Annotated in this window: 23 protein-coding genes; 13 read left to right on the top strand and 10 right to left on the bottom strand. The window is 70.1% G+C overall.

Features of this window, described 5'->3' with window-relative positions; genetic code table 11:
• Positions 1 to 107: 107 nt before the first annotated feature.
• The 4 genes from H7965_RS01230 (at position 108) to H7965_RS01215 (ending at position 6,874) form a co-directional block, all read left to right on the top strand.
• Positions 108 to 3,251: an efflux RND transporter permease subunit gene (locus H7965_RS01230; RefSeq protein ID WP_186768691.1), complete on the top strand. Its 3,144-nt coding sequence runs from the start codon at positions 108 to 110 to the stop codon at positions 3,249 to 3,251.
• Complete coding sequence (locus H7965_RS01225) at positions 3,248 to 4,735, top strand: TolC family protein (protein ID WP_186768690.1); 1,488 nt, start codon at positions 3,248 to 3,250, stop codon at positions 4,733 to 4,735. Before H7965_RS01230 ends, H7965_RS01225 begins: the two co-directional genes overlap by 4 nt.
• 61 nt (positions 4,736 to 4,796) lie before the next feature.
• The gene (locus H7965_RS01220) at positions 4,797 to 5,570 is read left to right on the top strand and encodes an SDR family oxidoreductase (protein ID WP_186768689.1); all 774 of its coding nucleotides are present in this window, start codon (positions 4,797 to 4,799) and stop codon (positions 5,568 to 5,570) included.
• Positions 5,571 to 5,707: 137 nt separating this feature from the next.
• Positions 5,708 to 6,874: an acyl-CoA dehydrogenase family protein gene (locus H7965_RS01215; protein WP_186768688.1), complete on the top strand. Its 1,167-nt coding sequence runs from the start codon at positions 5,708 to 5,710 to the stop codon at positions 6,872 to 6,874.
• Here H7965_RS01215 and H7965_RS01210 read toward each other — a convergent pair.
• From H7965_RS01210 to H7965_RS01195, 4 genes are all read right to left on the bottom strand, one after another.
• Positions 6,852 to 7,271, bottom strand: a complete 420-nt coding sequence (locus H7965_RS01210; protein ID WP_186768687.1) for a hypothetical protein — start codon at positions 7,269 to 7,271, stop codon at positions 6,852 to 6,854. The two genes, H7965_RS01215 and H7965_RS01210, sit on opposite strands and share 23 nt — an antisense overlap.
• A gap of 165 nt (positions 7,272 to 7,436) precedes the next feature.
• Positions 7,437 to 8,120, bottom strand: a complete 684-nt coding sequence (locus tag H7965_RS01205) for a Fe2+-dependent dioxygenase (RefSeq protein WP_186768686.1) — start codon at positions 8,118 to 8,120, stop codon at positions 7,437 to 7,439.
• A 2-nt stretch (positions 8,121 to 8,122) separates the two neighbouring features.
• Positions 8,123 to 10,234 (bottom strand): TonB-dependent receptor, encoded by a 2,112-nt coding sequence (locus H7965_RS01200; RefSeq protein WP_186768685.1) that lies wholly within the window; start codon positions 10,232 to 10,234, stop codon positions 8,123 to 8,125.
• 139 nt (positions 10,235 to 10,373) lie between these two features.
• On the bottom strand, positions 10,374 to 10,571 hold the full coding sequence (locus H7965_RS01195) for a hypothetical protein (protein WP_186768684.1): 198 nt from the start codon (positions 10,569 to 10,571) through the stop codon (positions 10,374 to 10,376).
• A gap of 35 nt (positions 10,572 to 10,606) precedes the next feature.
• On the opposite strand from H7965_RS01195, the gene H7965_RS01190 reads away from it, so the two are divergent.
• Positions 10,607 to 11,299 carry a DUF1194 domain-containing protein gene (locus H7965_RS01190; protein WP_229682429.1) on the top strand — a complete coding sequence of 231 codons (693 nt, stop codon included), beginning with the start codon at positions 10,607 to 10,609 and terminating at the stop codon, positions 11,297 to 11,299.
• A 13-nt stretch (positions 11,300 to 11,312) separates the two neighbouring features.
• Positions 11,313 to 12,428: a 2-aminoethylphosphonate--pyruvate transaminase gene (locus tag H7965_RS01185; RefSeq protein WP_186768683.1), complete on the top strand. Its 1,116-nt coding sequence runs from the start codon at positions 11,313 to 11,315 to the stop codon at positions 12,426 to 12,428.
• Here the strand turns inward: H7965_RS01185 and H7965_RS01180 are convergent.
• Together H7965_RS01180 and H7965_RS01175 are read right to left on the bottom strand one after the other, a co-directional pair.
• The gene (locus H7965_RS01180; RefSeq protein ID WP_186768682.1) at positions 12,406 to 13,518 is read right to left on the bottom strand and encodes a sensor histidine kinase; all 1,113 of its coding nucleotides are present in this window, start codon (positions 13,516 to 13,518) and stop codon (positions 12,406 to 12,408) included. The genes H7965_RS01185 and H7965_RS01180 overlap by 23 nt on opposite strands.
• 98 nt (positions 13,519 to 13,616) lie before the next feature.
• Positions 13,617 to 13,826 (bottom strand): DUF1289 domain-containing protein, encoded by a 210-nt coding sequence (locus H7965_RS01175; protein WP_222440414.1) that lies wholly within the window; start codon positions 13,824 to 13,826, stop codon positions 13,617 to 13,619.
• A 104-nt stretch (positions 13,827 to 13,930) separates the two neighbouring features.
• On the opposite strand from H7965_RS01175, the gene H7965_RS01170 reads away from it, so the two are divergent.
• Both H7965_RS01170 and H7965_RS01165 read left to right on the top strand, forming a co-directional pair.
• Positions 13,931 to 15,601 carry a formate--tetrahydrofolate ligase gene (locus tag H7965_RS01170; RefSeq protein ID WP_186768680.1) on the top strand — a complete coding sequence of 557 codons (1,671 nt, stop codon included), beginning with the start codon at positions 13,931 to 13,933 and terminating at the stop codon, positions 15,599 to 15,601.
• Between the two features lie 99 nt (positions 15,602 to 15,700).
• The gene (locus H7965_RS01165) at positions 15,701 to 16,282 is read left to right on the top strand and encodes a sigma-70 family RNA polymerase sigma factor (RefSeq protein WP_229682428.1); all 582 of its coding nucleotides are present in this window, start codon (positions 15,701 to 15,703) and stop codon (positions 16,280 to 16,282) included.
• Between the two features lie 52 nt (positions 16,283 to 16,334).
• On the opposite strand, the gene H7965_RS01160 is transcribed toward H7965_RS01165, so the two are convergent.
• Positions 16,335 to 16,583 carry a hypothetical protein gene (locus H7965_RS01160; protein ID WP_186768679.1) on the bottom strand — a complete coding sequence of 83 codons (249 nt, stop codon included), beginning with the start codon at positions 16,581 to 16,583 and terminating at the stop codon, positions 16,335 to 16,337.
• Positions 16,584 to 16,745: 162 nt separating this feature from the next.
• On the opposite strand from H7965_RS01160, the gene H7965_RS01155 reads away from it, so the two are divergent.
• Complete coding sequence (locus H7965_RS01155; protein WP_186768678.1) at positions 16,746 to 17,963, top strand: methyltransferase domain-containing protein; 1,218 nt, start codon at positions 16,746 to 16,748, stop codon at positions 17,961 to 17,963.
• Positions 17,964 to 18,113: 150 nt separating this feature from the next.
• Here the strand turns inward: H7965_RS01155 and H7965_RS01150 are convergent, their stop codons facing one another.
• Positions 18,114 to 18,644, bottom strand: a complete 531-nt coding sequence (locus tag H7965_RS01150) for a carboxymuconolactone decarboxylase family protein (RefSeq protein ID WP_186768677.1) — start codon at positions 18,642 to 18,644, stop codon at positions 18,114 to 18,116.
• Between the two features lie 164 nt (positions 18,645 to 18,808).
• Positions 18,809 to 19,384: a peroxiredoxin gene (locus tag H7965_RS01145; protein WP_186768676.1), complete on the bottom strand. Its 576-nt coding sequence runs from the start codon at positions 19,382 to 19,384 to the stop codon at positions 18,809 to 18,811.
• Between the two features lie 145 nt (positions 19,385 to 19,529).
• On the opposite strand from H7965_RS01145, the gene H7965_RS01140 reads away from it, so the two are divergent.
• From H7965_RS01140 to ykgO, 4 genes are all read left to right on the top strand, one after another.
• Positions 19,530 to 20,459 (top strand): hydrogen peroxide-inducible genes activator, encoded by a 930-nt coding sequence (locus tag H7965_RS01140; protein WP_186768675.1) that lies wholly within the window; start codon positions 19,530 to 19,532, stop codon positions 20,457 to 20,459.
• Between the two features lie 29 nt (positions 20,460 to 20,488).
• A complete protein-coding gene (gene acdA / locus H7965_RS01135; protein ID WP_186768674.1) occupies positions 20,489 to 21,724 on the top strand; it encodes a 3-sulfinopropanoyl-CoA desulfinase in 1,236 nt (411 codons plus the stop codon).
• Between the two features lie 213 nt (positions 21,725 to 21,937).
• Entirely contained in the window at positions 21,938 to 22,192 is a 255-nt protein-coding gene (locus tag H7965_RS01130; RefSeq protein ID WP_186768673.1) for a hypothetical protein, read from the top strand.
• 103 nt (positions 22,193 to 22,295) lie between these two features.
• Positions 22,296 to 22,421, top strand: coding sequence for a type B 50S ribosomal protein L36 (gene ykgO, locus H7965_RS01125; protein ID WP_043337704.1), 126 nt, complete (start codon positions 22,296 to 22,298; stop codon positions 22,419 to 22,421).
• Positions 22,422 to 22,511: 90 nt separating this feature from the next.
• Here ykgO and H7965_RS01120 read toward each other — a convergent pair whose 3' ends face one another.
• Positions 22,512 to 22,868 carry a hypothetical protein gene (locus H7965_RS01120; protein ID WP_186768672.1) on the bottom strand — a complete coding sequence of 119 codons (357 nt, stop codon included), beginning with the start codon at positions 22,866 to 22,868 and terminating at the stop codon, positions 22,512 to 22,514.
• Positions 22,869 to 22,901 lie beyond the last annotated feature (33 nt).

Genomic DNA, 22,901 nt, shown 5'->3' with positions numbered 1-22,901 from the left:
CAGGCCCGGGCGAGGCCGGCAGGCCTGCCCCCGCTCGCCCGACACCTTCACACGCCCTGCTACGGGCGGCGCCCCGCGCCGCGTCCTGAATCGCCGGAAAGCATCGCATGCGTCAGATCGTCGCCTTCGCCCTGCAGCGCCGGCCGCTGGTCATCCTGTTGTTCTTCGTCTTCATCGTGGTCGGGCTGGTCGCCTTCACCCGGCTGAACATCGAAGCCTATCCGGACCCGGTGCCGCCCCAGGTCGTCATCATCACCCAGAACCAGGGCCAGAGCGCCGAGGAGATCGAGCGCTACGTCACCATCCCGGTCGAGGTGGCGATGGCCGGGCTGCCCAACCTCACCTCGGTTCGTTCCACCAGCCTGTTCGGGCTGTCCGACGTGCGGGTGCAGTTCAACTTCAACTACACCTACGACCAGGCGCTGCAGCAGGTGCTGAACCGGCTGGCGCAGATCGACGCGCTGCCGGCAGGCGTGCAGCCGCAGATCTCCCCACTCTCGCCGATCGGCGAGATCATGCGCTACCGGCTGGTCGGCCCGCCTGGCTATTCCCTGACCGACCTCAAGACCCTGCAGGATTGGGTGCTGGACCGCCGCTTCAAGCGGGTGCCGGGGGTGGTCGACGTCACCTCCTTCGGCGGCCACAGCAAGAGCTACAACGTGGTGGTCGATCTGCGGCGCATGGCGGCGCACGGGTTGTCGCTGCCGCAGGTGATCGCCGCCGTCCGCGCCGGCAACGCCACGGTCGGCGCCGGCACCATCCGCATCGGCCCGCAGGTGGCGGTGGTGCAGGGCATCGGCCTGATCCGCGGCCTGGATGATCTGCGCAACGTCGTCGTCACCGCTGCGGGCGGGATGCCGGTGCTGCTGGCCGACATCGCCACCATCGAGATCGGCAACCTGCCTCGGCTCGGGATCGCGGGGCATGAGGGCGACGACGATGTGGTGCTGGCGACGGTGCTAATGCGCCGCGGCGAGCAGACCCTGCCGACCATCCGTGGGGTGCAGGCCGAGGTGGCGCGGATCAACGCCGGCGGCGTGCTGCCGCCCGGGGTGAAGATCGTGCCGCTCTACGACCGCGAGGATCTGGTGAAGATCACCACGCGGACGGTGGTGCACAACATCATCGAGGGCGTGGCACTCATCCTCATCATCCAATGGTTGTTCCTCGGCGATTTCCGCGGGGCGCTGGTGGTGGCGGCGACCATCCCCTTCGCTTTCCTCTTCGCCATCCTGCTGATGATGAGCCGGGGCGAGAGCGCCAACCTGCTCTCGCTCGGTGCGCTCGACTTCGGCTTGCTGGTCGATGCCACCGTCATCATGGTGGAGAACATCTACCGCCACCTCGGCTTGGCCCGAAGCCATGCCCACCGCTACATCGCGCCGGCCGGCTCCAAGGAGCTGTCAGGCCTGTCGCTGACCGTGCTGCGCGCGGCGGGGGAGGTGGACAAGGCGATCTTCTTCTCGGCGCTGATCATCATCGCCGCCTTCATCCCGCTGTTCACCCTGGGCGGGATCGAGGGCCGGATCTTCGGCCCGATGTCGAAGACCTACGCCTACGCCATCATCGGCGCGCTGCTGGCGACCTTCACCATCACCCCGGCCCTGGCCGCGGCCCTGCTGAAGGAAGACAGCCGGGAACGGGACACGCCCGTGGTTCGCGCGCTGCGCTGGGGCCACAGGCGGCTCTACGATGCGGCGATGCGGGCGCGGCGGCTCTGCCTGCTGCTGGCGGCGGCGCTGTTAGCCGGCTCCATCTTCCTGATGTCGCTGCTCGGCGCCGAGTTCCTGCCGACGCTGGAGGAGGGCAACCTCTGGGTCCGCGCCACCATGCCGGGCACCATCAGCCTGGAGGAGGGCAATGGCACGGTGAACCGCATCCGCGCCGTGCTGCTGGAGTTCCCCGAGGTGATCACCGCCACCTCGCAGCAGGGCAGGCCGGATGACGGCACCGACAGTGCCGGCTTCTTCAATGCGGAGTTCTTCCTGCCGCTGAAGCCGCCGGACCAGTGGACCACGGCGCCGCACCGCGACGGGCTGGTGCATGCCATGCAGGCGCGGCTGACGCGTGAGTTTGTCGGCATCGAGTTCAGCTATTCCCAGGCGATCTCGGACAATGTGCAGGAGGCCGCCTCCGGGGTGAAGGGTGCCAACGCCATCAAGGTCTACGGGCCGGAACTCGACATCATCGCCCGCAAGGCGGAGGAGATCCGCCAGGTCATGACCGAGGTCCAAGGCGTGGCCGACCTTGCGGTGTTCCGCTCCCTTGGCCAGCCGACCGTCGCCGTGAAGATCGACCGGGCGCGGGCGGCGCGCTACGGCCTGGCCGTCGACGACGTCAACCAGGTGGTCCAGGCGGCGATCGGCGGGCGGGAGGCCGGGCGGCTGTATGAGCCGGGCGGCGACCGCAACTTCCCCGTGATGGTGCGGCTCGACGCGCCCTTCCGCGACAGCCTGGACGCCATCCAGCGCATTCCGGTCGGCGGCGGCAGCGGCGCCACCCTGGCCGATGTGGCCGACATCCAGCTGGTCTCCGGCGTCTCCTACATCTACCGCGAGGATGCCAGCCGCTATGTGCCGATCCGCTTCAGCGTGCGCGGCCGCGACCCGGCCAGCACGGTGGCGGAGGCGCAGGCGCTGGTGGCGCAGCGGGTGGAGATGCCGCCCGGCTACCGGCTCGACTGGGTGGGTGAGTTCCGCAACCTGCAGGAGGCGATCGGCCGGCTTGTGGTGGTGGTGCCCGCGGCGCTCGCGCTGATCCTCGTGCTGCTCTATGTCCAGTTCAACACGCTGCGGGAGACGCTGCTGGTGTTCGGCATCGTGCCGATGTCGATCACCGGCGGCGTCGCCGCGCTGGCGGTGGCGGGGCTGAATTTCAGCGTGCCGGCGGCGATCGGCTTCCTCGCCCTGTTCGGCATCACCGTGATGGAAGGCATCATCATGCTGTCCCACTTCAATCACCTTCGGCTGGAGGGGATGCCCTGGCGCATGGCGCTGGACCAGGCCGGCACCGACCGCATGCGGCCGGTGTTCATGACCTGCTTCGCCAGCTTCTTCGGCCTGCTGCCGATGGCGCTGGCAAGCGGCATCGGCGCCGACGTGCAGAAGCCGCTGGCACTGGTGGTGGTGGGCGGCATCGGCTTGGTGCCGCTGTTCATCCTGGTGGTCTTCCCGGCGGCGATCGACCTCTTCGGCAAGCCCCGGCATGTCCGCCGGGCCGAGGCCGATGCCGCGGTGGCGGTGCGGGCATGAGGGGCTGGATCGCGCTGCTCGGGCTGGCGCTGCTGGCGCCGGCGGCCCTGGCGCAGGCTCAGGCGCCGGTTGCCGCGCCCATCGGCACCGCCGCCCTGCCGACCGGCCGCGGCGCCCAGCCGCTGACCCTGGCCGAGGCCGAGGCGCTGCTGGTCGAACGCAACCTGGGGCTGATTGCGGCACGGCGCGGTCTGGATGCGACGCGGGCGCAGCGGCTGGTTGCCTCCGCCCTGCCGCCGCCGCAGGTCTCGGTCGGCAGCAGCTTCGGCCAGTTCAACGAGACCGCGCGCGGCGCCCTCCAGGGCGCGCGCCTGCTCAGCCCGTCGAGCAACATCAATGTCGGCCTTTCCGTCCTCGTCGAGCGCGGCGGCAAGCGGGAACTGCGCACCCGCGTCGCCGATCAGCAGATCGGCCAGGCCGAGGCGCAGGTGCTGGATGCGCTGCGCACCCAGCTCTTCCAACTGCGCCAGGCCTTCCTCGGCGCGCTTCTGGCCCGGGCCAATCTGGAGGTGGCGCTGGCCAACCGCGCCAGCCTCGACCGTACCGAGGCGCTGCTGCGCCGCCAGCTGCGCGACGGGGCCATCCCGGAAGGCGACCTGCTGCGCTTCCAGGCCAGCCGCTTGCAATTCGAGAGCGATGTCACCGGCAATGCCCAGGCCTATGCCGCCGGCATCGCCACCGTCGCCGCGCTGCTGGCGGCCGACCCCGCGGCCTTTGCCCCAGGGGCGGGGCAGATCGGCGGCCCCGGCCTGGTGGCGCCCGGCCTTCGCGGCACCGCCGCGCCGCGGCAGGGCTCTGCCGCGGTGCCGACCACGGTGCAGACCATCCTCTCCCCGGTCGCCTTCGACCTGCGCGGGCGCCTCGACCAGATGCCGGTACTCGGCATCGGCCGGGAGGCGCTGGCCGAGGGCGTCGCCAGCCGCGCCGATGTGGTGGCGGCACAGCGCCAGGCCAGCGCGGCCGACGCCAATCGCCAGCTTGCCGAAGCCGAACGGTCGCGCGACGTGACGGTGAACGGCAGCTGGGGACGGTCCCGGCTGTCGCAGGATCTGCCGAACTCGCGCGACCAGCTGGATGCGGTGAACAGCTTCGGCCTGTCGCTCTCGGTGCCGATCTTCACGCGGCGGATCGTCGAGGGAAATCTCGGCGTCGCCACCGCGCAGGCCGGCCAGGCGGAGGCGCTGGCGCGTGCCACGCTGCTGCAGGCCCGGACCGAATTCGCCGCCGCCTGGGCAGGGTACGAACAGGCGCGGGCGCTGCTCAACCTCTACACCAGCGGTGCCCTGGGCCGGGCGGAGGACGCCTATCGCAGCGCCGAGCAGGCCTATGTCGCCGGCGGCCGCAGCCTGCTGGAGGTGCTGGACGCGCTGCGCACCCTGAACGCCACGCGCATCCAGGCCAACCAGGCGCGCCACGCCTATCTGCTGGCGCTGGCGACGCTGGAGCAGGCGAGCGGGGTATCCGGCGTCGCGCCGCGGCTGTAGCCTCCCGGGGGTCGCACGCGGACCGGGATGCGGCCGGGCGCGGCAGCGGGAGGAACGATCCATGGACATGAACATCGCCGGGAAGCGCGTGCTGGTCACCGGCGGCTCGAAAGGCATCGGCCAGGCCTGCGCCCACGCCTTCGCCGAGGCCGGCTGCGACGTCATCCTGGCCTCCCGCGATGCCACGGCGCTGGAGCAGGCAGCCGCCGGCATCCGCGCCCGGCACAATGTGAATGTGGCGATCCACGCCGCCGACCTCGCCGATGCCGGGGCGCGCCAGGCGATGCAGGCGGCCTTCCCGGATATCGACATACTGGTGAACAACGCCGGCGCGATTCCGGGCGGCACCATCCACGACATCTCGCTGGCCCGCTGGCAGGAGGCCTGGGCGCTGAAGGTGTTCGGCTATATCCATCTCTGCCAGCTCTACCTGCCGAAGTTCGAGGCGAGGAAGGATGGCGTCATCGTCAACATCATCGGCATGGCCGGCCGCGGCCCGCGCGCCGACTACATCTGCGGCGCCGCCGGCAATGCCTCGCTGATCGCCTTCACCGCGGCGCTCGGCGGCAAGGCGCCGGACCATAATGTCCGCGTCGTCGGCATCGCCCCGGGGGCGACCATGACCGACCGGATCATCACCCTCTCCAAGTCGCGCGCGAAGACCAAATTCGGCGACGAGAGCCGCTGGCAGGAGATGCTGGCCGGGCTGCCGCTCGGCCGGGCGGGGAAGCCGGAGGAGATCGCCGATCTGGCGGTGTTCTGCGCCAGCCCGCGTGGCGGGTATCTCTCGGGCACGACCATCGAGGTGGATGCGGGGGCGCAGTTCCGGGGCTGAGCGGCAAAGAGCGATGAGTTTGATCGGGGGTTTCACCCCCGAACCCCCACCGGGGAGGCGGGCGCTTCCCCGGACTTCGGCGCGAGTCGAAGCAGCGACCCCTGCGGCGGGGTGACTACAGGACCAAGGACACGATCATGGATTTCCGTCTCACCGACCCGCAGCGCGCGATGGTCGCCAGCGTGCGCGACCTGGCACAATCCAACTTCCGCCAGCGCGCCCTGCGCTGGATGGATGGCACCTTCCCCTGGGTGAACATCAAGGAACTCGCCGGCCTCGGGGTGCTCGGCATGACGGTGCCCGAGGAATACGGCGGCCTTGGCCTGCCGGTCTTCGAGACCGCGCTGATCCTCGAGGAGATCGCCAAGGTCTGCTACCCGACGGCGATGGCGGTGCTGGGCGAGGCCGGAGTGCAGACCCGGGTTATCGCCAAATATGCGCCGGAGAGCATCCGCAGCCGTATCCTGCCGCAGGTGGTCAGCGGCGACTGCATCCTGTCGATCTGCATGACCGAGCCGCATGCCGGCACCGATGTGGCGAATTACCGCACCAATGCGGTGATCAAGGGCGACCGCGTCGTGGTGAACGGCACCAAGACGCTGATCAGCCGCGCCGAGGAAGCTGGCATGTTCGTCGTCTTCACCCGTATCGACGGGAAGCCGGGTCGCGAGGGCATCGGCTGCGTGCTGATCGAGCGCGGCACGCCGGGCCTCGCCGTCACCGGCACCTACCACACCATGGGCGGGGAGAACCTGCACGAGGTGCAGTTCAACGATCTCGAGGTGCCGCTCGAGAATCTCGTCATCCGCGAGGATGGCTTCCGCAAGCTGCTCTCGGCCTTCAACACCCAGCGCTGCCTCAACCCCTCGATCAGCCTTGGCCTCGCGGAGGGCGCCTTCGACGAGGCGGTGCGCTACGTCCGCGACCGGCCGATCTTCGGCAAGCCGATCGCCGATTTCCAGGGCGTGCGCTGGAAGCTGGCCGACATGTACAAGGACATCGAGGCGGCGCGCGGCCTGCTCTACCGCGCCTGCTGGACCGCCAGCCCCTTCCCGGACCCCTTCCTGGCGGCGACCGCCAAGGTCTTCTGCAATGAAATGGCGATCCGGGTGACGAATGAGGCGGTGCAGCTGCACGGCGGCTTCGGCTTCACCGATGAATACCCGGTCTCGCGCCTCTACCGCGGCGCCCGCTACGGCTCGCTCGGCGGCGGCGCCTCGGAGACGCTGCGCGACCTGATCGGCCGCAAGCTGGCGGGCGAGGACCTCGGTCCCGACGGCATCATGGCGCTCGGCTACTTCTGACGCCGTCCATCGGGCGCTGCAGGGCATGCACCGCGCTCGCCAGCGCGGCGCAGGCGCGGCGGGTGTTGCCCCCCGCCACCTCCTCCCGCGCCAGGCTGATGGCGGCGAGCGCCGCCTCCAGCGCCGGCGTTGCGCCGTCATGCGTTATCGCAAGGCGGAGCCGGGTCTCGGCCAGAGCGAGGTTGATCGCCGCCGCATGGGGATGGTCCTCGCGGACATCGCGGTCGGCACCCAGCAGCAGATGGAGCAGCCGCTGCGCCTCCGGCATGCTGGCGGGCAGCGGCAGCAGGTGCGGCGGCGGCGGATCCTGCTCGTGGCCGGGTCCGCGCCGCATGTAGGGCACGAGGCTGGCGGTGAAGATGTCGAGGTAGGGGTGGGCGGTGTGGGCCGTCGCCATGGGCTGGCTCCTGGCATGATGATGGGCGGCGCCCTGCCAGGGGCACCGACTCCCACTCAGCTTACGCCCGTCACCGGTCGGGTGGTTCGCATATCCGTGTGATGGCGCGCGCCGGGGGGCATGGCCGCCGCGTGGCCAGCCGGCCTGACCGCCGGCCGGAAGGCCTCACGCGTCGGCCCAGCGCCGCAGCAGGTTGTGGTACACGCTGGTGAGCTGCACCGGCGAGGGATGGGTTTCCGGGATATCCCCGCGCAGCCGGTTGATCGCCATGTCCAGGTCGAATAGCAGCGCCCGCTGGCCGTCGTCGCGCACCATGCTCTGCACCCAGAAGAAGCTGGCGAGGCGGGCGCCGCGCGTCACCGGCGCGACGCGGTGCAGGCTGGTCGCGGGGTAGACCACGGCATCGCCGGCCGGCAGCTTCACCCGCTGCTCGCCGTAGGCGTCCTCGACGATCAACTCGCCACCGTCGTAGCTCGCCGGATCGCTGAGGAAGAGGGTGCAGGAGACATCGGTGCGGATGCGATGGGGCGTGCCGGTGATCTGGCGGATGGCGTTGTCGACATGCGCGCCGAATGTCATCCCTGGATCGTAGCGGTTGAACAGCGGCGGGAAGACCCGCAGCGGCAGCACCGCCGAGATGAACAGCGGATTCCGCTCCAGCGCGCCGAGGACCATGTCGCCCAGCGTGCGATGCTCCGGGCAGCCTTCCGGGACCTGGAGGTTATCCTTCACCTGCGCCGATTGGTGGCCGGCGGTGACCCGTCCATCGACCCAGGGTGCCTGCTCCAGCAGGAGGCGCGCCTGCGCCACCTGCTCCGCGGTCAACACCCCTTCGATCTGCACCAGCATGGCTAGAAGCGTGCCCCCACGGTGAACAGGAAAGTCCGTCCGGCGCCCGGCACCACCTGGCCACCGGTGACCTGGTCATAGTAACGCCGGTCGGTGAGGTTCAGTGCATTCGCCTGCAGCCGGAGGCCACGGAAGGCGCCCTCCCGCGGCTGCCAGGCGATGGCGGCGTCCCAACGGGTGTAGCCGGGCGCCCGGTTGGTGTTGGCGGTGTTGGAAAAGCGGCTGTCCACGTAGAAGGCGCCGCCGCCGAGCTGCAGGTCGTAGGGCAGGTCGTAGGTGGTCCAGACCGTGGCGGTGTGGCGCGGGGTGTTGGGGATGCGGCGGCCGACCTCGGCCGGGGTGTTCGACTCGACGATCTCGCCGTCGAGGAAGGTGTAGCCGGCCAGCAGGTTCCAGTTCCGGGTGATCCGACCGAGCGCCGAGACCTCGAACCCGTCCACCCTCTGGTTGCCGGCAAGGGAGGTGATGCCGGTTGCCGGATCGGTGGTGCGAGCGTTCTCCTTCTCCAGGCGGAACAGCGCGCCGCGCAGCTCGAGCTGGCCGGTCACCTCCCAGGAGGCGCCGAGCTCGTAGCTTTGGTTGCGCTCCGGCGCGAGGTCGGCGATGGTCGCCGAGAGGGTGAGGAACTCGCCGGAGGGGTTGAAGGAGGTGCCGGTGGAGAAATAGGTGCGCACCCCGGGGAATGGCTTGAACACCAGCGCGGCGCGGTAGCTGCCGACGTTGTCGTTCCCCTTCAGCCGGGTATTCGCCAGCCGGTCGCGGTAGTCGGTGGAGAAATGGTCGAACCGGCCACCAACCAGGATCTCGAACATCTCGCCCAGCTTGATCTGGTCGACCGCGAACACCGCGGCGCTGTCGGAGGTGACGTCGATGCGCGAGGAGACGGTGCGCAGCCCGTTTTCGATGGCATAGAAGTTCGGGAACAGCAGGCTGGTGGACGGCCGCGTCGCGGCGTAGCGGGTGGTCCTGTTCAGGTCGCGGCTGAGCTCGACGCCGATGATGGCCGAGTGTTCCAGGATGCCGGTGCGGAAGTTCAGCACCGCTTCCGAGAGGTTGGTGTAGCTGGTGTCGGTGGCGTCGCGGAACTGCGCCTGCCGGTTCACCAGGATGGACGAGAGCGGCGTTGACGGGGTGACCGTGCCCGCGATGCGCGGCGCGGTCGCATCCAGGTCACGGTCGTAATTGGCGAAGCGGAAGGTGTTGCGCAGGGTGATCGCGTCGCTGAACCGGTGCAAGACCCGCGCGGTCAGCACATCGGTGGTCAGCCGTTCATGGTCGACGCCGCTGGTGCCGTAGAAATTGCTCCGATTCACCGGAGCAGGCCGGCCGAACAGCCAGGGCACGCCATAGTCGGGGATATTCTCCTCATACTGGTGCAGGTAGTGCACGGTCAGCTGGGTATTGGTGCCGAGGCCCCAGGTGATCGAGGGAGCGACGCCATAGCGCTTGTTCTCGACATGGTCGCGGCCGGCGATCTGCTGGGTCATCGCCATGGTGTTCAGCCGCACCGCGACGTTGCCGGCATGCAGGTTGACGTCGCTGGTGGCGCGGACGCCGCCCGGGGAGAAGGCCTGCAGGCTCAGCTCGCCGAAATTCCGCGCCTGCGGCAGCCGCAGCGTCTGGTTGATGACGCCGCCGGTGGAGCCGCGGCCGAACTGGATGGAGGAGGGGCCCTTCAGCACCTCGATGCTGTCGAGATAGAAGGGGTCGCGGGTATACTGCCCGCTGTCGCGCAGCCCTTCGATGAAGAAGTCGCCGCGCGCGCTGAAGCCGCGCAGGGTGAGGTTGTCGCCGGAGGCGCCGCCTTCGCCGCCAACCAGGCTGATGCCGGTGACATTGCGCAGCGCCTCCCGCAGCGTGGTGCCGGCGCGCTCGTCGATCAACTCCCGCGGGACGACGTTGATGGTCTGCGGCGTGTCGGCGATGGCGGTGGGCAGGCGCGGCGCCGGCTGGGCATCGCGGCGGTAGGTCGAGGGTGCATCGGCGGCGATGCCGATTTCGGGCAATGGTATGGCCGCGGGCGGGGTCTGGGCGGCGGCTGGCAAGGCGCCGAGCAGGGAAAGGCCGGCAAGACCAAGCGTCGGCTGAAGGCGAGGCGGAAGGCGATGTGACATTGCGTGTTTATCCCGAACACAATGTATCCGAGATATCGAGATTGCGAATCAATCGCAATACGGAAACTGCCCAACGCCGCTCACGCTTGCGGGCCGGTCATAACGCCCTCGGCGGCAGCCGTCGATCACAGCCCCACGCCTATGGTATGCCTTCTGCCTCCTGCCGGTTCTGCTCTGCCGCACCGCTATTGTCCTGCGACATGTTGCCGGGCAGCCGCTCGCCCTCCGTCACCGGCACATGGCGGCAGCCGCAATCCTGCATCCGCCGCAGCGCCCGGGCGCCGGCCGCGCTGGCGCGACAGGGAGTTGCTGCCCGGATCAGGAGCTTCCGAAGCATGAACCACAGCCTGGCGGTGTGCGGCCAGGATTGACATGCTCTATGTCTGGTCCATGGAACCGGTGGACCTTGCGCTCTGCCTTGCCGTCGACGTGTCCGCCAGCGTCGACTTCGATGAATTCGGGCTGATGATCGGTGGCTATGCCGCGGCCTTCCGCGACCCCGGCATCGCCGCCCTCTGCACCGCCGGGCCGCGCGGCGGCATCGCTGTCGCCGTGCTGTTCTGGTCGGGCGCCTGGCCCTCGATGGGGGTGGGAGCGGGACAGCCGGACGTCGCGGTGCCCTGGCTGCGGGTGGGAGGCGCCGAGGCCGCCTCGGCCCTGGCCGATGCCGTCGAGAGCGCGCCACGGCTGCCTCTGCCGGGCGCCACGGCGCTGGGGGAAGGGATGGCGGCCGGTTTCGCCCTGCTCGCCCGCTGCCCCGCCGAGGCGACGCGGCATGTGCTGGATGTCTCGGGCGATGGCCGCCACAACCAGGGAAGGCCGCCCGGCCCGGTGCGCGACATCGGCGTCGCCGCCGGCATCACCCTGAATGGCCTGGCGGTGCTGAACGAGGAGCCTGACCTGCTCGAGCATTACGCGACGGAGGTGATCGGCGGCCCCGGCAGCTTTGCCATGGCCTGCCCGGACTACGCCGCCTTCGCCCAGGCGGTCCGGGAAAAGCTGCGGCGCGAGATCGCCGGCCTTCTCCTGGCCGGGCCGGATGGGCTATGCCCCGCTTCAGCGTAAAGGTGCCGATTACATGCTGTTGCTGATTCCGGGCCCGGTGCAGACGAGGCCCGAGACCCGCGCCGCCATGGCGCAGGACATCGCCCCCTGGGACAACGACTTCCGCGCCGTCTACGCCGAGATTCGCACCCAGGTCCTTGACCTCGCCGGCGGGCGGGAGGGCGAGCATGCCACCCTGCCGCTGCAAGGGTGCGGCCATTTCCTGATGGAAGCCGCCATCCGCAGCTTCATCCCCGCCGGCGGCAAGCTGCTGATCCCGCGCAACGGCGCCTATGCCGAGCGCGCGGTGCGGCTGGCGACCGAGGCCAGGCGGCAGGTGGTCTCGCTGCACGGTCCGGACACCAGGGCGGTGGCGCCGGAGGAAGTGGCCGCGGCGCTCGCCGCCGACCCCGCCATCTCCCATGTGGTCATGGTGCAGAACGAGACGGGCAGCGGCATCGTCAACGACCCCGCAGCGGTTGGCGCGGCAGTGCGGGCGGCGGGGCGGCGGCTGATCCTCGACAGCGTCTCCGCCTTCGGCGCCCTGCCGATCTCCCTGGCGGCGCAGCCGGAGCTGGACGCGCTGCTGTTCACCTCCGGCAAATGCCTGGAGGGGCTGCCCGGCATCGGCTTCGCCGTGGCGCGGATCGACAGCCTGACCGCCGCCGCGGGGCAGGCGGGGTCCTGGTCCTTCGACCTGGCCGATGTCTACCAGCATGCGCTGCGGGCCGGCTGGGGCAGCTTCCGCTTCACCCCGCCGGTGCAGGCGCTGGCGGCCTTCCGTGTCGCGCTCGACCTGCATGCCGCGGAGGGTGGCCAGCCCGCGCGCCTCGCCCGCTACGCCGAGAACATGCGGGTGCTGTACCAGGGCGTCCAGGCGCTCGGCCTGACACCCTATCTGGAGTGGCGGCACCAGGGGCCGGTGATCGTCACCGTCCACCAGCCTGCCGACCCGAATTTCGAGTTGCAGCGCTTCGTCGATGCGCTGAAGGCGCGCGGCGTGCTGATCAGCAATTTCTACAACACCAAGGTGCCGACCATGCGCATCGGCTGCGTCGGCGCCATCACGCCCGAGGATATGCGCGGCGCCGTCGCGGCGATCGGCAAGGCGCTGGATGCCCTCGGGGTCAGGCAGCGGCAGGCGGGCTGAGCCGAGGCGCGTCGAGCTGCAACCGGCGCGGCTCCACGACGGGAAAGCGCAACTGGGCGATGGTGCCGACGCCGGCCTCGCCCGCCGCGCGGCTGAAGCGGCCGCGCAGCTGCGCCGCGAGCCCATGCATCAGCCGGGTGCCGAGCCCGGTGCCGCTGGTGCGGATGGACCCTGCGGCCTCGTCATCGGCGCCGGCCTGACCGATGCCATCGTCGCTTACGATCAGGACGAACTCCTCGGCCGAGCGGGTGAAGCGCACCGAGATCACGCCGTGCCGCTCGTCCGGAAAGCCGTATTTCAGCGCGTTGGTAACCAGCTCATTCAGCACCAGACCGAGATGCACCGCGCGCTCGGTGTCGAGCGAGTAGGATTCGGCGCTGGCACGCAGCCCGATCGGCCGCAGCCCACCGGTCTGGGTGACCTCCAGATCGCGGCAGAGGCCTTCAATGAACTCGCGGGTGTCTACCCGTGCCGGATCGTCGCGATCGGCCGGGGCGCCGCGGGCGAGCCAGCCATGGACCCGCGCCAGCGCCCGTGCATGCCCGGCTGCCTCGCGCAGCCCTTCGCCGGCCGCCTCCGACGTCGCCGCCCGCGCCCGCAGCAGCAGCAGGGCCGACAGCGATTGCAGGTCGTTGCGGGTGCGATGGCGGAATTCATGCAGCAGCATATCCCGCCGGCGGTTGGACTCGACCAGCTCGGCATGGGCCCGCTGTGCCCGGGCCACGGCCCGATGCATCGTCTCCACCATGCCGGACATCGCCGCGCCGATCGCCATGAACATGACCAGCATGGGGGTGTCCGTCGCATGGTCGAGGCTCAGCGTGCCGGCCGGCGACAGATTGGACCAGGTGACGAGCACCGCCGAGGCAGCGGTCGCGAGCAGCCCCGAGCCATGATCGAACAGGCAGGCGGACAGCAGGACCGGCACGAAGAACAGCATGAAGGGATAGCTTTCCCCCAGCGCCCGGTCGGAAATCATCCGCACCAGCAGCGTGGCCAGCACGATCCCCAGGGTCGTCGCGTAGCGCAGCCAGACCGGCTGCGCGCGGGTTTGACGGATCAGGTGATTGAGGCGGTTGGCTGGTGACATGTCGCACAGAACGGCGCCGTGCCGAGTTCTCTCCTCGGCTCCACGGAACGTGAGGATGATCGGCTCAGGGCCGGTGGCGCGAATCCGGCCCATGGACGTCAGGCCTTCTTCTTGTGCTTCGCCGCCGGTCCGATCGGCTTGCCGGAGGCGGCCAGGGTCAGCAGCCGGCCGGATAACGCATCGCGGATGGCCGGGCGCCGGTCCTTCTCCTTCTTCCAGTGCTTCTTGTCCTTGCGGGTCATGCCGCAGCCGAGGCACCAGCCGGTGGCCTCGTCATAGCAACAGACGTCGATGCAAGGGCTGGCCATGGCCTGGTGAAGTCCCCCGGCGCCGGATGGTTGCATCTCCGCCTTGCCTGGCATCGGCCAGGACGATAAGCGCCATGCAACCGCCCCGGGAGGCAGAATAACCCATGGCCACCGACCTCGAGATCGCCCGCGCCGCGACCCTGCTGCCGATCGGCGACATCGCCGCCCGCGCCGGCATTCCCGAGTCCGCGCTGCAGCCCTACGGCCGCTACAAAGCGAAGATCGATTCTGGTTTCGTCGCCGGTCAGGCCGGAGCGAAGCGCGGCAAGCTGGTGCTGGTCACCGGCATCAACCCAACCCCGGCTGGCGAGGGCAAGACCACCACCACCATCGGTCTCGGCGATGCGCTGAACGCGCTGGGGACGCGGACGATGATCTGCCTGCGCGAGCCCTCGCTCGGCCCCTGCTTCGGGGTGAAGGGCGGGGCGACCGGCGGCGGCCGGGCCCAGGTCGGGCCGATGGAGGACATCAACCTCCACTTCACCGGCGATTTCCACGCCATCACCAGCGCCAACAACCTGCTCTCGGCGATGGTCGACAACCACATGTACTGGGGCAATGAACTCGGCCTCGACCCCCGTCGCATCAGCTGGCGGCGCGCGCTCGACATGAACGACCGCAACCTGCGTGACCTCGTGTTGGGCCTTGGCGGGGCCAGCCAGGGCATCCCGCGGGAGGATGGCTTCGACATCACCGTGGCGTCGGAGGTGATGGCGGTGTTCTGCCTGGCGACCGACCTTGCCGATCTTCAGGCGCGACTCGGCCGCATGATTGTCGGCCAGACCCGCGATGGCCGCAGCGTGACCGCCCGCGACATCAAGGCGGATGGCGCGATGGCGGCGCTGTTGCGCGACGCGCTGGCGCCGAATCTCGTGCAGACGCTGGAAGGCTCGCCGGCGCTGGTGCACGGCGGGCCCTTCGCCAACATCGCGCATGGCTGCAACAGCGTGGTGGCAACGACACTCGGTCTGACGCTGGCCGATGTCGTGGTGACGGAAGCGGGCTTCGGCGCCGACCTCGGAGCGGAGAAATTCCTCGACATCAAATGTACCAGCGCCGGGCTGGCGCCCGATGCTTGCGTCATCGTCGCGACGATCCGCGCGTTGAAGATGCATGGTGGTGTCGCGAAATCCGATCTCGGGCGCGAAGATGTAGCGGCGCTGCGGCGTGGCGTGGTGAACCTTGCACGCCACGTTGAGAACATGGGCAAGTTCGGCCTGCCGGTGGTGGTTGCGCTGAACGCTTTTACAACCGACGCGGGTGAAGAGATCGCAGCGGTGCAGGAAGCGATGGCGGCGCTCGGCACCGAGGCGGTGCTCTGCACGCATTGGGCCGATGGCGGCGCCGGCGCTACCGATCTCGCTTGCGCGGTGCAGCGCCGGCTTGCTGCGGGCAGTGCCAGCTTCGCGCCGCTGTATGACGCGGCGCTGCCACTCGCGGAGAAGTTGCGGACCATCGCACGGGAGATCTATCGCGCTGCCGAAGTGCAGATCCCGGAGCCCGTCGCGGCCCGGCTGGCGCGCTTCGAAGCCCAGGGATTCGGCCATGTTCCGGTTTGCGTGGCGAAGACGCAGTACAGCTTCAGCGCCGACCCGAAGCGGCTCGGCGCACCGGTCGGCCATGTGCTGCCGGTGCGCGAAGTGCGGCTATCGGCGGGGGCCGGATTCGTCGTCGCGGTGTGCGGCGAGATCATGACCATGCCCGGCCTGCCGCGGCGGCCGGCGGCGGAATCGATCGGGCTCGACGCCGCCGGCCGCATCGAGGGTTTGTTCTGACGCCTTGCGGACGGCGTCCCACGCAAGCGTGCAACGCAACACCCGGGTTACACGCAAGGGTGTCTCCGGCGAAGGCCCTCAGTCGCATGGCTTCGGATAGTGTCGCGCCGCACGCGATGGGTCGTGCGACAGGGGCATTGCCAGGGACGCATGAAGCAGGAAAAGGCGCCCGAAGCGGACGCCTTCGCGGCAGCGATTGCGGCGGAGATTCCACGGCTCCGCCGGTTCGCGCGCGTGCTGGCGCGGCAGGCTGATGTCGCGGATGATCTGGTGCAGGAAACGCTGGTGCGGGCGATTGCCGCGCGCGGGCAGTTTCAGGAAGGCACCAATCTGCGGGCATGGTTGTTCACCATCCTCCGCCACGCGCGTGCCGCGGCGGTACGGCGGGCCGCGCGCAGCCCGATGGTGCATCCGGAGTCGCTGCCGGATGCGCCGGTGTCCGGCGGGCAGGAGGAACGCCAGGCGATGCACGACGTCGCCAACGCCTACCGCCGGCTGTCGGCAATCCATCGGGAAGCCCTATGGGTGGTCGTGGTGGAGGGGCTGGACTACGCCGATGCGGCGCGGGTGCTGGGGGTGCCGGCCGGCACGCTGCGCTCCCGCCTGTCGCGCGCTCGGGAACAGCTGCGCCGCAGCCTGGGCCTCGATCCGCTGCCCCGGTCGCAGATGGAGGAAGAATAGTGCGGTGGACCGATCATCGCCGCTTCGGGCCGGCAGGCCGGCCGCCTTCGGATCAATCCGGCTTTGACTGCTGCAGGATGGCGAGCAGGTGTTGCGGGATGGGCTCGGACAGCACCGAGGAGTGCAGGCTGTTCAGCTCGTTCCGCAACCAACGGTCGAATGTGCCCTGGTCGTAAGCGAAGGGCATAGTGGGCGGTGCTTGCGGGATGATCTGCGTCTGGGCTTGCATGGGACTGTCAATGCCCTGGGCTTCCGGGGGTTCCGCCGCAGCGGGCGGGTCGGGCTCAGGCGTGGTCTGCATGACGCACCATGAATGGGCCCCCGGCGGCGTGTCGGGGGTGCGTGAGCCTTACGGATCGGTCATGGCGGACGCAAGCACATAAATGTGATCGTATGATGCTGTTGCACGCCAGCCACGCCGCGCTTGGTTGCGCCGGCTGGCCGGCGCCGCCAGAGTGCCGCCATGCCGGCCGAGAACCCGAGGGAATTGCTGGAAGATGGCGCCGCCCGCCATGCGCGGGGCGATCTGGCCGGGGCGGAGCGGCGGTATCGCCGGGTGCTGGCGTTGCGGCCGCAGGACGCCAATGCGCATAACCTGCTGGGGGTGCTAGCCCGCCAACGCGGAGATGTGACCGCCGCGGTGGCGCATACCGGCCGCGCCGTGGCGCTGCAGCCGGAGGCACCGGTGTTCCTCGCCAGTCATGGCGCGGCCCTGGCCGAGGCCGGCCGGCTGACGGAGGCGGTGCGGCACCTGCGTGCCGCTTTGGCCCGGCGGCCGGCGGACCCGGTGACGCTGCGGAACCTCGGCCAGGCGCTGTGCGGGCTGGGCGACGCCCCGGCGGCGTTGGGACCGCTTGCCCAGGCGGTGGCGCTTGATCCGCAGGCGCCGCTGCCGTGGCTTGCCCTGGCGCATGCCCGGCGGGAGGCGGGGGATGCCGCGGGAGCGGCGGCGGCGGCCGAGGCGGCGCTGGCCCGCGCCCAGGGGCATGCCGAAGGCGATGCGGCGGTGGCCGAGCAGGCGCGGTTTCTGCTGGCGGCGCTGCGCGGCGGTGCGGTGCCGGACCGGGCGCCTGCCAGCTATGTGCGCGACCTGTTCGATCAATTCGCCCCGCGCTTCGATGCCGAGCTCACCGGCCGGCTGGAGTACCGGACGCCGGAGCTGCTGGCGGCGCTGCTGGAGGAGATGGGGGTGGCGCGCGGGCTGAGGGTGCTCGACCTCGGCTGCGGCACTGGGCTGTCAGGTGTCGCCCTGGCGCCCTTCGCGGCCCGGTTGGAGGGGCTGGACCTCTCGCCGCGGATGCTGGCGGAGGCCGGGCGGCGGGGTTTGTACCAGGCGCTGCACCAAGCCGACCTGCTCAGCTTCCTGCCGGCGCATCCGGCCGCCTATGGGCTGGTCGCGGCGGTGGATGTGCTGAATTACCTGGGCGACCTCGCACCTGCCCTGCACGCCATGGCGACGGCGCTGGCACCGGGCGGGGTGGCGGCATTCTCAGTGGAGGCGGGGGAAGGGGTGCCCTTCGCGCTGGGCGAGGGCATGCGCTACCGCCATGACCCGGCGCATGTCGCACAGCTGGCGGCGACGGCGGGGCTGGCGGTGGCAGCGCAGCGCGGCGCGGTGCTGCGCCAGGAGAAGGGGGCGCCGGTGGCGGGGGCGCTGTTCGTCCTCCGCGCCACCGGTTGAGCGGGTTCATACCATCGGCATGAGTCTTCCACTCATGCCGGGCGCCCGAACGGGCGCCGCGCCGAGTGGCGCGTAGCCACGGTTTTGCGGAGCAAGCCGCCCGGCGGCTGAAGCGGGCCGTTGATCAGGGGCGATCAGCGGCCGTCGGTATCAGGCGGCCAGCGCCGTTTCGGCATCGAGGGTCGCGGCGGCGGCATGCACCACTGCGGCGATGCGGACCGCGGCCTGGACCTGCTCCTTGGTGATCCCGTGCTGCAGCACGACTTTCTCATGCGCTTCCATGCACATGCCGCAGCCGTTGATGGCCGAGACGGCGAGCGACCAGAGCTCGAAATCCACCTTGTCCACGCCGGGGCGGGCCATGACGTTCATCCGCAGCTTGGCCGGCATCTGGGCGTAGTCGCCGCCGACCAGATGGGTGAAGCGGTAGTAGATGTTGTTCATGCCCATGATCGAGGCGGCGGCCTTGGCGGCGTTCAGCGCCTCCGGGCTCAGCTGCGGGCCGAACTCCCCGACCACGGCCTGGATCACCTCGGCATTGCGGGAGGCCAGCGCCGAGGCGATGAAGGTGCCCGCGCGCTGCTGCTGGTTCAGCACGGGCTCGGTCGCCAGGCTACCGAGGTTCAACTTCTGGTCCTTCGCATATTCGGGCAGGCGGTTGCGCAGGGCTTCCAGCGACATGGCGGGCTCCTTCGAAGGCTCAGGGGGACGGGGTGGGCGGAGCGGACCGCGGGCGATCCGTTCGGCCAACCCTCTCCCGCGCCAAGGGCGCGGGAGAGCGGCTACGGGGGCTGATTGCCCCCGTTTCGCTTCGGACGATGCCGCCCTTCGGCGATCCGCTCTGATCAGGCCGCCTTTTCGAACAGGGCGTCCGGGTTCAGCACTTCCTTGCCCTTCTCCCAGTTGCAGGGGCAGAGCTCGTCGGTCTGCAGGGCGTCGAGGACGCGCAGCACTTCCTGCGGGTTGCGGCCGACGTTCAGGCCGTTGACCGAGGCCCACTGGATGGTCCCCTCCGGGTCGACGATGAAGGTCGCGCGCAGTGCCACGCCGGCGGTCTTGTCAAGGATGCCGAGGCTCTCGGCCAGCTCGCGCTTGATGTCGGCCAGCATCGGGATCGGCAGGTCGCGGATGTCGTCGTTGTGGACGCGCCAGTTCAGGTGGACGAACTCGCTGTCGGTGGAGACGCCATAGACCACCGCGTCACGGTCGGCGAACTCACCGGCCAGCTTGCCGAAGGCGGCGATTTCGGTCGGGCAGACGAAGGTGAAGTCCTTCGGCCAGAAGAAGACGATCTTCCACTTGCCGGCATCGGAGGCGGAGCTGATTTCGGTGAAGGACTTGCCGGGGCCGCCGAGACCTTCGGGGCCGGCTTTCACCGCAGTGAGCTGGAAGGACGGAAACTTATCGCCAACGGTCAGCATGCCTGAATCCTTGAGCCTGTGGTCCAACGGGCCGCAGCAGGCGCGAAACGGGTCCTGCTGCGGCGCACAAGCATATGCCTGCTGGCGAACGACTTAGCCAATGAATAGTTTTTTGAAATTTGATCGATAGAAACGATGGACCCGGATGATCTCCCTCCCCAGCCCGCAGCAGCTCCGCTATCTTCTGGCGCTTGCCGACCATGGCCATTTCGGGCGGGCGGCGGCGGCTTGCACGGTGACGCAGTCCACCCTTTCGGCCGGCATCATCGCCCTTGAACGCCAGCTCGACGCCGCGCTGCTGGAGCGTGGCGCGGCGAAGCGGCCGATCTTCACGCCGCTGGGGCTGGAGGTGGTGGCGCGGGCCCGCACCGCGCTGGCGGCGCTGGAGGCGGTGGCGGAGACCGCCGCGGCCTCGCGCGACCCGCTCTCCGGCCCGCTTCGCCTCGGCGTCATCCCGACCATCGGCCCCTTCCTGCTGCCGCGGCTGATGCCGGCGCTGCGCCAGGCTTTCCCGCGGCTGCGGCTCTGGCTGCGGGAGGACCAGACGGAGCGGTTGCTGGCGCAACTCGATGCCGGGCGACTGGACCTGCTGCTGCTGGCGCTGCCCTGCGCCTGTGGCGATGCCGAGATCCTGCCGATCGCCCTCGACCCCTTCCTCGCCGCCTTTCCCGCCGGGCACCGGCTGGCGGCGCGCGACCGGATTCCCGCCGGGGCGCTGTCGGCCGAGCATCTGCTGCTGCTGGAGGATGGGCATTGCCTGCGCGAACACGCGCTGGATGCCTGCGGCCTGCCACGCGCGGTGGCGCCGGTGGAGGACAATTTCGCCGCCACCTCGCTGCATACGCTGGTGCAGATGGTGGCGAGCGGCCTCGGCGTGACCCTGCTGCCGCGGCTGTCGGTGGAGGGCGGCGTGCTGGCCGGCGCCGCGGTGGAGGTCCGGCCGCTGGAGGCCCCCGGGGTGGCGGAAGCCGCACCGGGCCGCAGCCTGGCGCTCGCCTGGCGGTCGCGCAGCCCGCGCGCCGCGGAATTCCGCGGCCTCGCGCCGACAATTGCGGCGGCGATCGGAACCGCCTAATCCTGCCATGCTGGGCAGGAAACACACGCATGGACGGCTTGACCGAAGCGCAGGTGCAACTCCGCGGCCGCGCCCGCGACATGGCGCAGGAGGCCGCCGCACAGGCCGCCGGGACCGACCGCACCGAGCAATACCCCTGGCCGATGGTCCGGCGCATGACCGAGGCCGGCTTCTTCGGCCTGACCATCCCGCGCGAATGGGGCGGCCCCGGCCTCTCCTATCTCGACGCCGTCCTGGTCATCGAGGAATTCGCGAAGGCCTGCGCGGTCTGCGGCCGCATCGCGGTCGAGGCCAACATGGGCGCGGTCGGCGCCATCATGGCCTATGGCACCCCGGCGCAGAAGCGCATCGCCGCCGACCTGGTGCTTGGTGGTGACAAGCCGGCGATCTGCATCACCGAGCCCGAGGCCGGATCCGCCGCCACCGAGATGACGACACGGGCGGTGAAGCACCGCGACCGCTGGGTTATCGACGGGGTCAAGCACTGGATCACCGGCGGCGGCGTCTCCCGCCTGCATCTCATCTTCGCCCGTGCCTTCGAGGATGGCCGCGATCTTGGCATCGGCGGCTTCATCGTGGTGCGTAACGGCGAGCGCGACCCGGCCGGACTGGTGGTGCACCGCCGCATCCCCTCCATGGGCCTAAAGGGCATGCCGGAGGCGGAGATCCGTTTCCAGGGGCTGGAAGTGCCGGACACGATGGTGCTGCGCCCGCCGGGCGGCTTCGCCCGCGGCTTCGGCCGGCTGATGGAGGCCTACAACGGCCAGCGCGTCGGCGCCGCGACCGCGGCGCTCGGCATCGCCGCCGGCGCCTATGACCACGCCCTGGCCTATGTCCAGAAGCGCCGGCAGTTCGGCCGGCCGATCGCTGAGTTCCAGGGGCTCGGCTGGATGTTGGCGGATATGTCGATCAAGCTGGAGGCGTCGCGCGCGCTGGTCTGGCAGGCGGCGCGCTCGGCCGGGCCCGGTGACGCGCAGATCGGCTTCCCGGACCGTCTGCTGGCGGCGCGTGCCAAGGTGCTGGCCGCCGATACCGCCATCGAGGTGACCAACAACGCGCTGCAACTCTGGGGCGCTGCCGGCTACAGCCGGGAGAACCCGATGGAGCGCGCGGTGCGCGACGCCCGCATGTTCGCCATCGCCGGCGGCACCGCCCAGGTGCTGCGCACCCAGGTGGCGGAGCAGATCCTCGGCCGCAAGCTGCCGCAAACGCGGGATGGCTTCCTGCGGTTGGAGGCGGGGGCCGGGAAGCTGGCGGCGGAGTGAGCCTGCCGAACCGGCGCTTGTCACCGCAGTGATTGCGTGAAGAGCGCCATGCCGCTCCGGAACGCAGGCGGAACCCGTTCCGCCCTTATGTCAGTAATGCGTCAAACCGCGCCGATTCGCCGCGGCTCCGGGCCGTGGCGATTGCGTCCCGTCAGGCCACCGTCGATTGTTCTGGCCGCGTACCCCTCGACGCAGGATTACGGAGGCGATCGGATGCCGCGGCGAACCAAGCCCTCCCCAGGCGCGACCGAACAGGCCGCCTTGTGGCCGGATGAGCTTCTGGTGACGGGCTTCAACCTGATGAACCGGCGGCGCAGCCTGATCCGCCGCCTCGACCACCTGCTGGAGGATGCCGCGAACGAGCAATTCGAAGAGGCGGCAATGGTGCTGCGGGACGCGCTGGAACGGCTGCGCATCGCGTTGCTGAAGGACACGCTCTGCCTGCAGAATGGCCATGCCGAGCGGTGACGCAACGGCAGAAAGGCGGCCGGGAAGGCGGCACTCATGGCCGCTGCGGTTGACATCCCGGCCTGCCGCCCCTAGACGCACCGCCTCTCCAGGGTTTGGTCCGATGAAGATCCGCAACAGCCTCAAGACTGCGAAGACGCGCGACAAGAACTGCGTGGTGGTGCGCCGCCGCGGCCGGCTCTATGTGCTGAACAAGAAGAACCCTCGGCTGAAGGCTCGCCAGGGCTGAATCGTGCCGCCTGGGCCATGACGCCCGGGCATTGAGGCCACCAAGCCGCCGCCGGCACCGCCGCGGCGGCTTTGCGTGTTCGGCGCCTCCCTATTCAGGCGTCAGCATCTCCGACCCCATGCCGCCGCCGGTGGTCCAGGTGCCGCGCAACTTGCCGTCCGGCTCGACCTGGTAGGCGGCGATGCCGGGCCGGCCCTCGTTGACGAAGGAGAGGGCGAGGATCCCGCCCTCGATCAACCCGAGCCCGGCGACCCGCGCCGACCCGACCTGCCAGATGCCGACCCAGCTGCCCGCCGGCCCCGGCTGCAGGGCGAATTTCCCGGAGTAGCTTGTGCCATCGGGATTGCTGCCCTCGATCGCATAGAGCCCCTCGCGGATCTGCGCCTGGGCGATCGGCGCGAGGCAGCAGAGCAGGGCGGCAAGGCAAAGGCGACGAAGCGGGCGCAAGGAATTCTCCCCTCGGGGTGGTGACGGCGTCTG

Source organism: Siccirubricoccus deserti (assembly GCF_014283215.1).
In the GTDB taxonomy this organism is placed as follows: Bacteria; Pseudomonadota; Alphaproteobacteria; order Acetobacterales; family Acetobacteraceae; genus Siccirubricoccus; species Siccirubricoccus deserti.
Note: the sequence above shows the minus strand (reverse complement) of the source record. Positions and strands in the feature narration are given on the sequence as shown.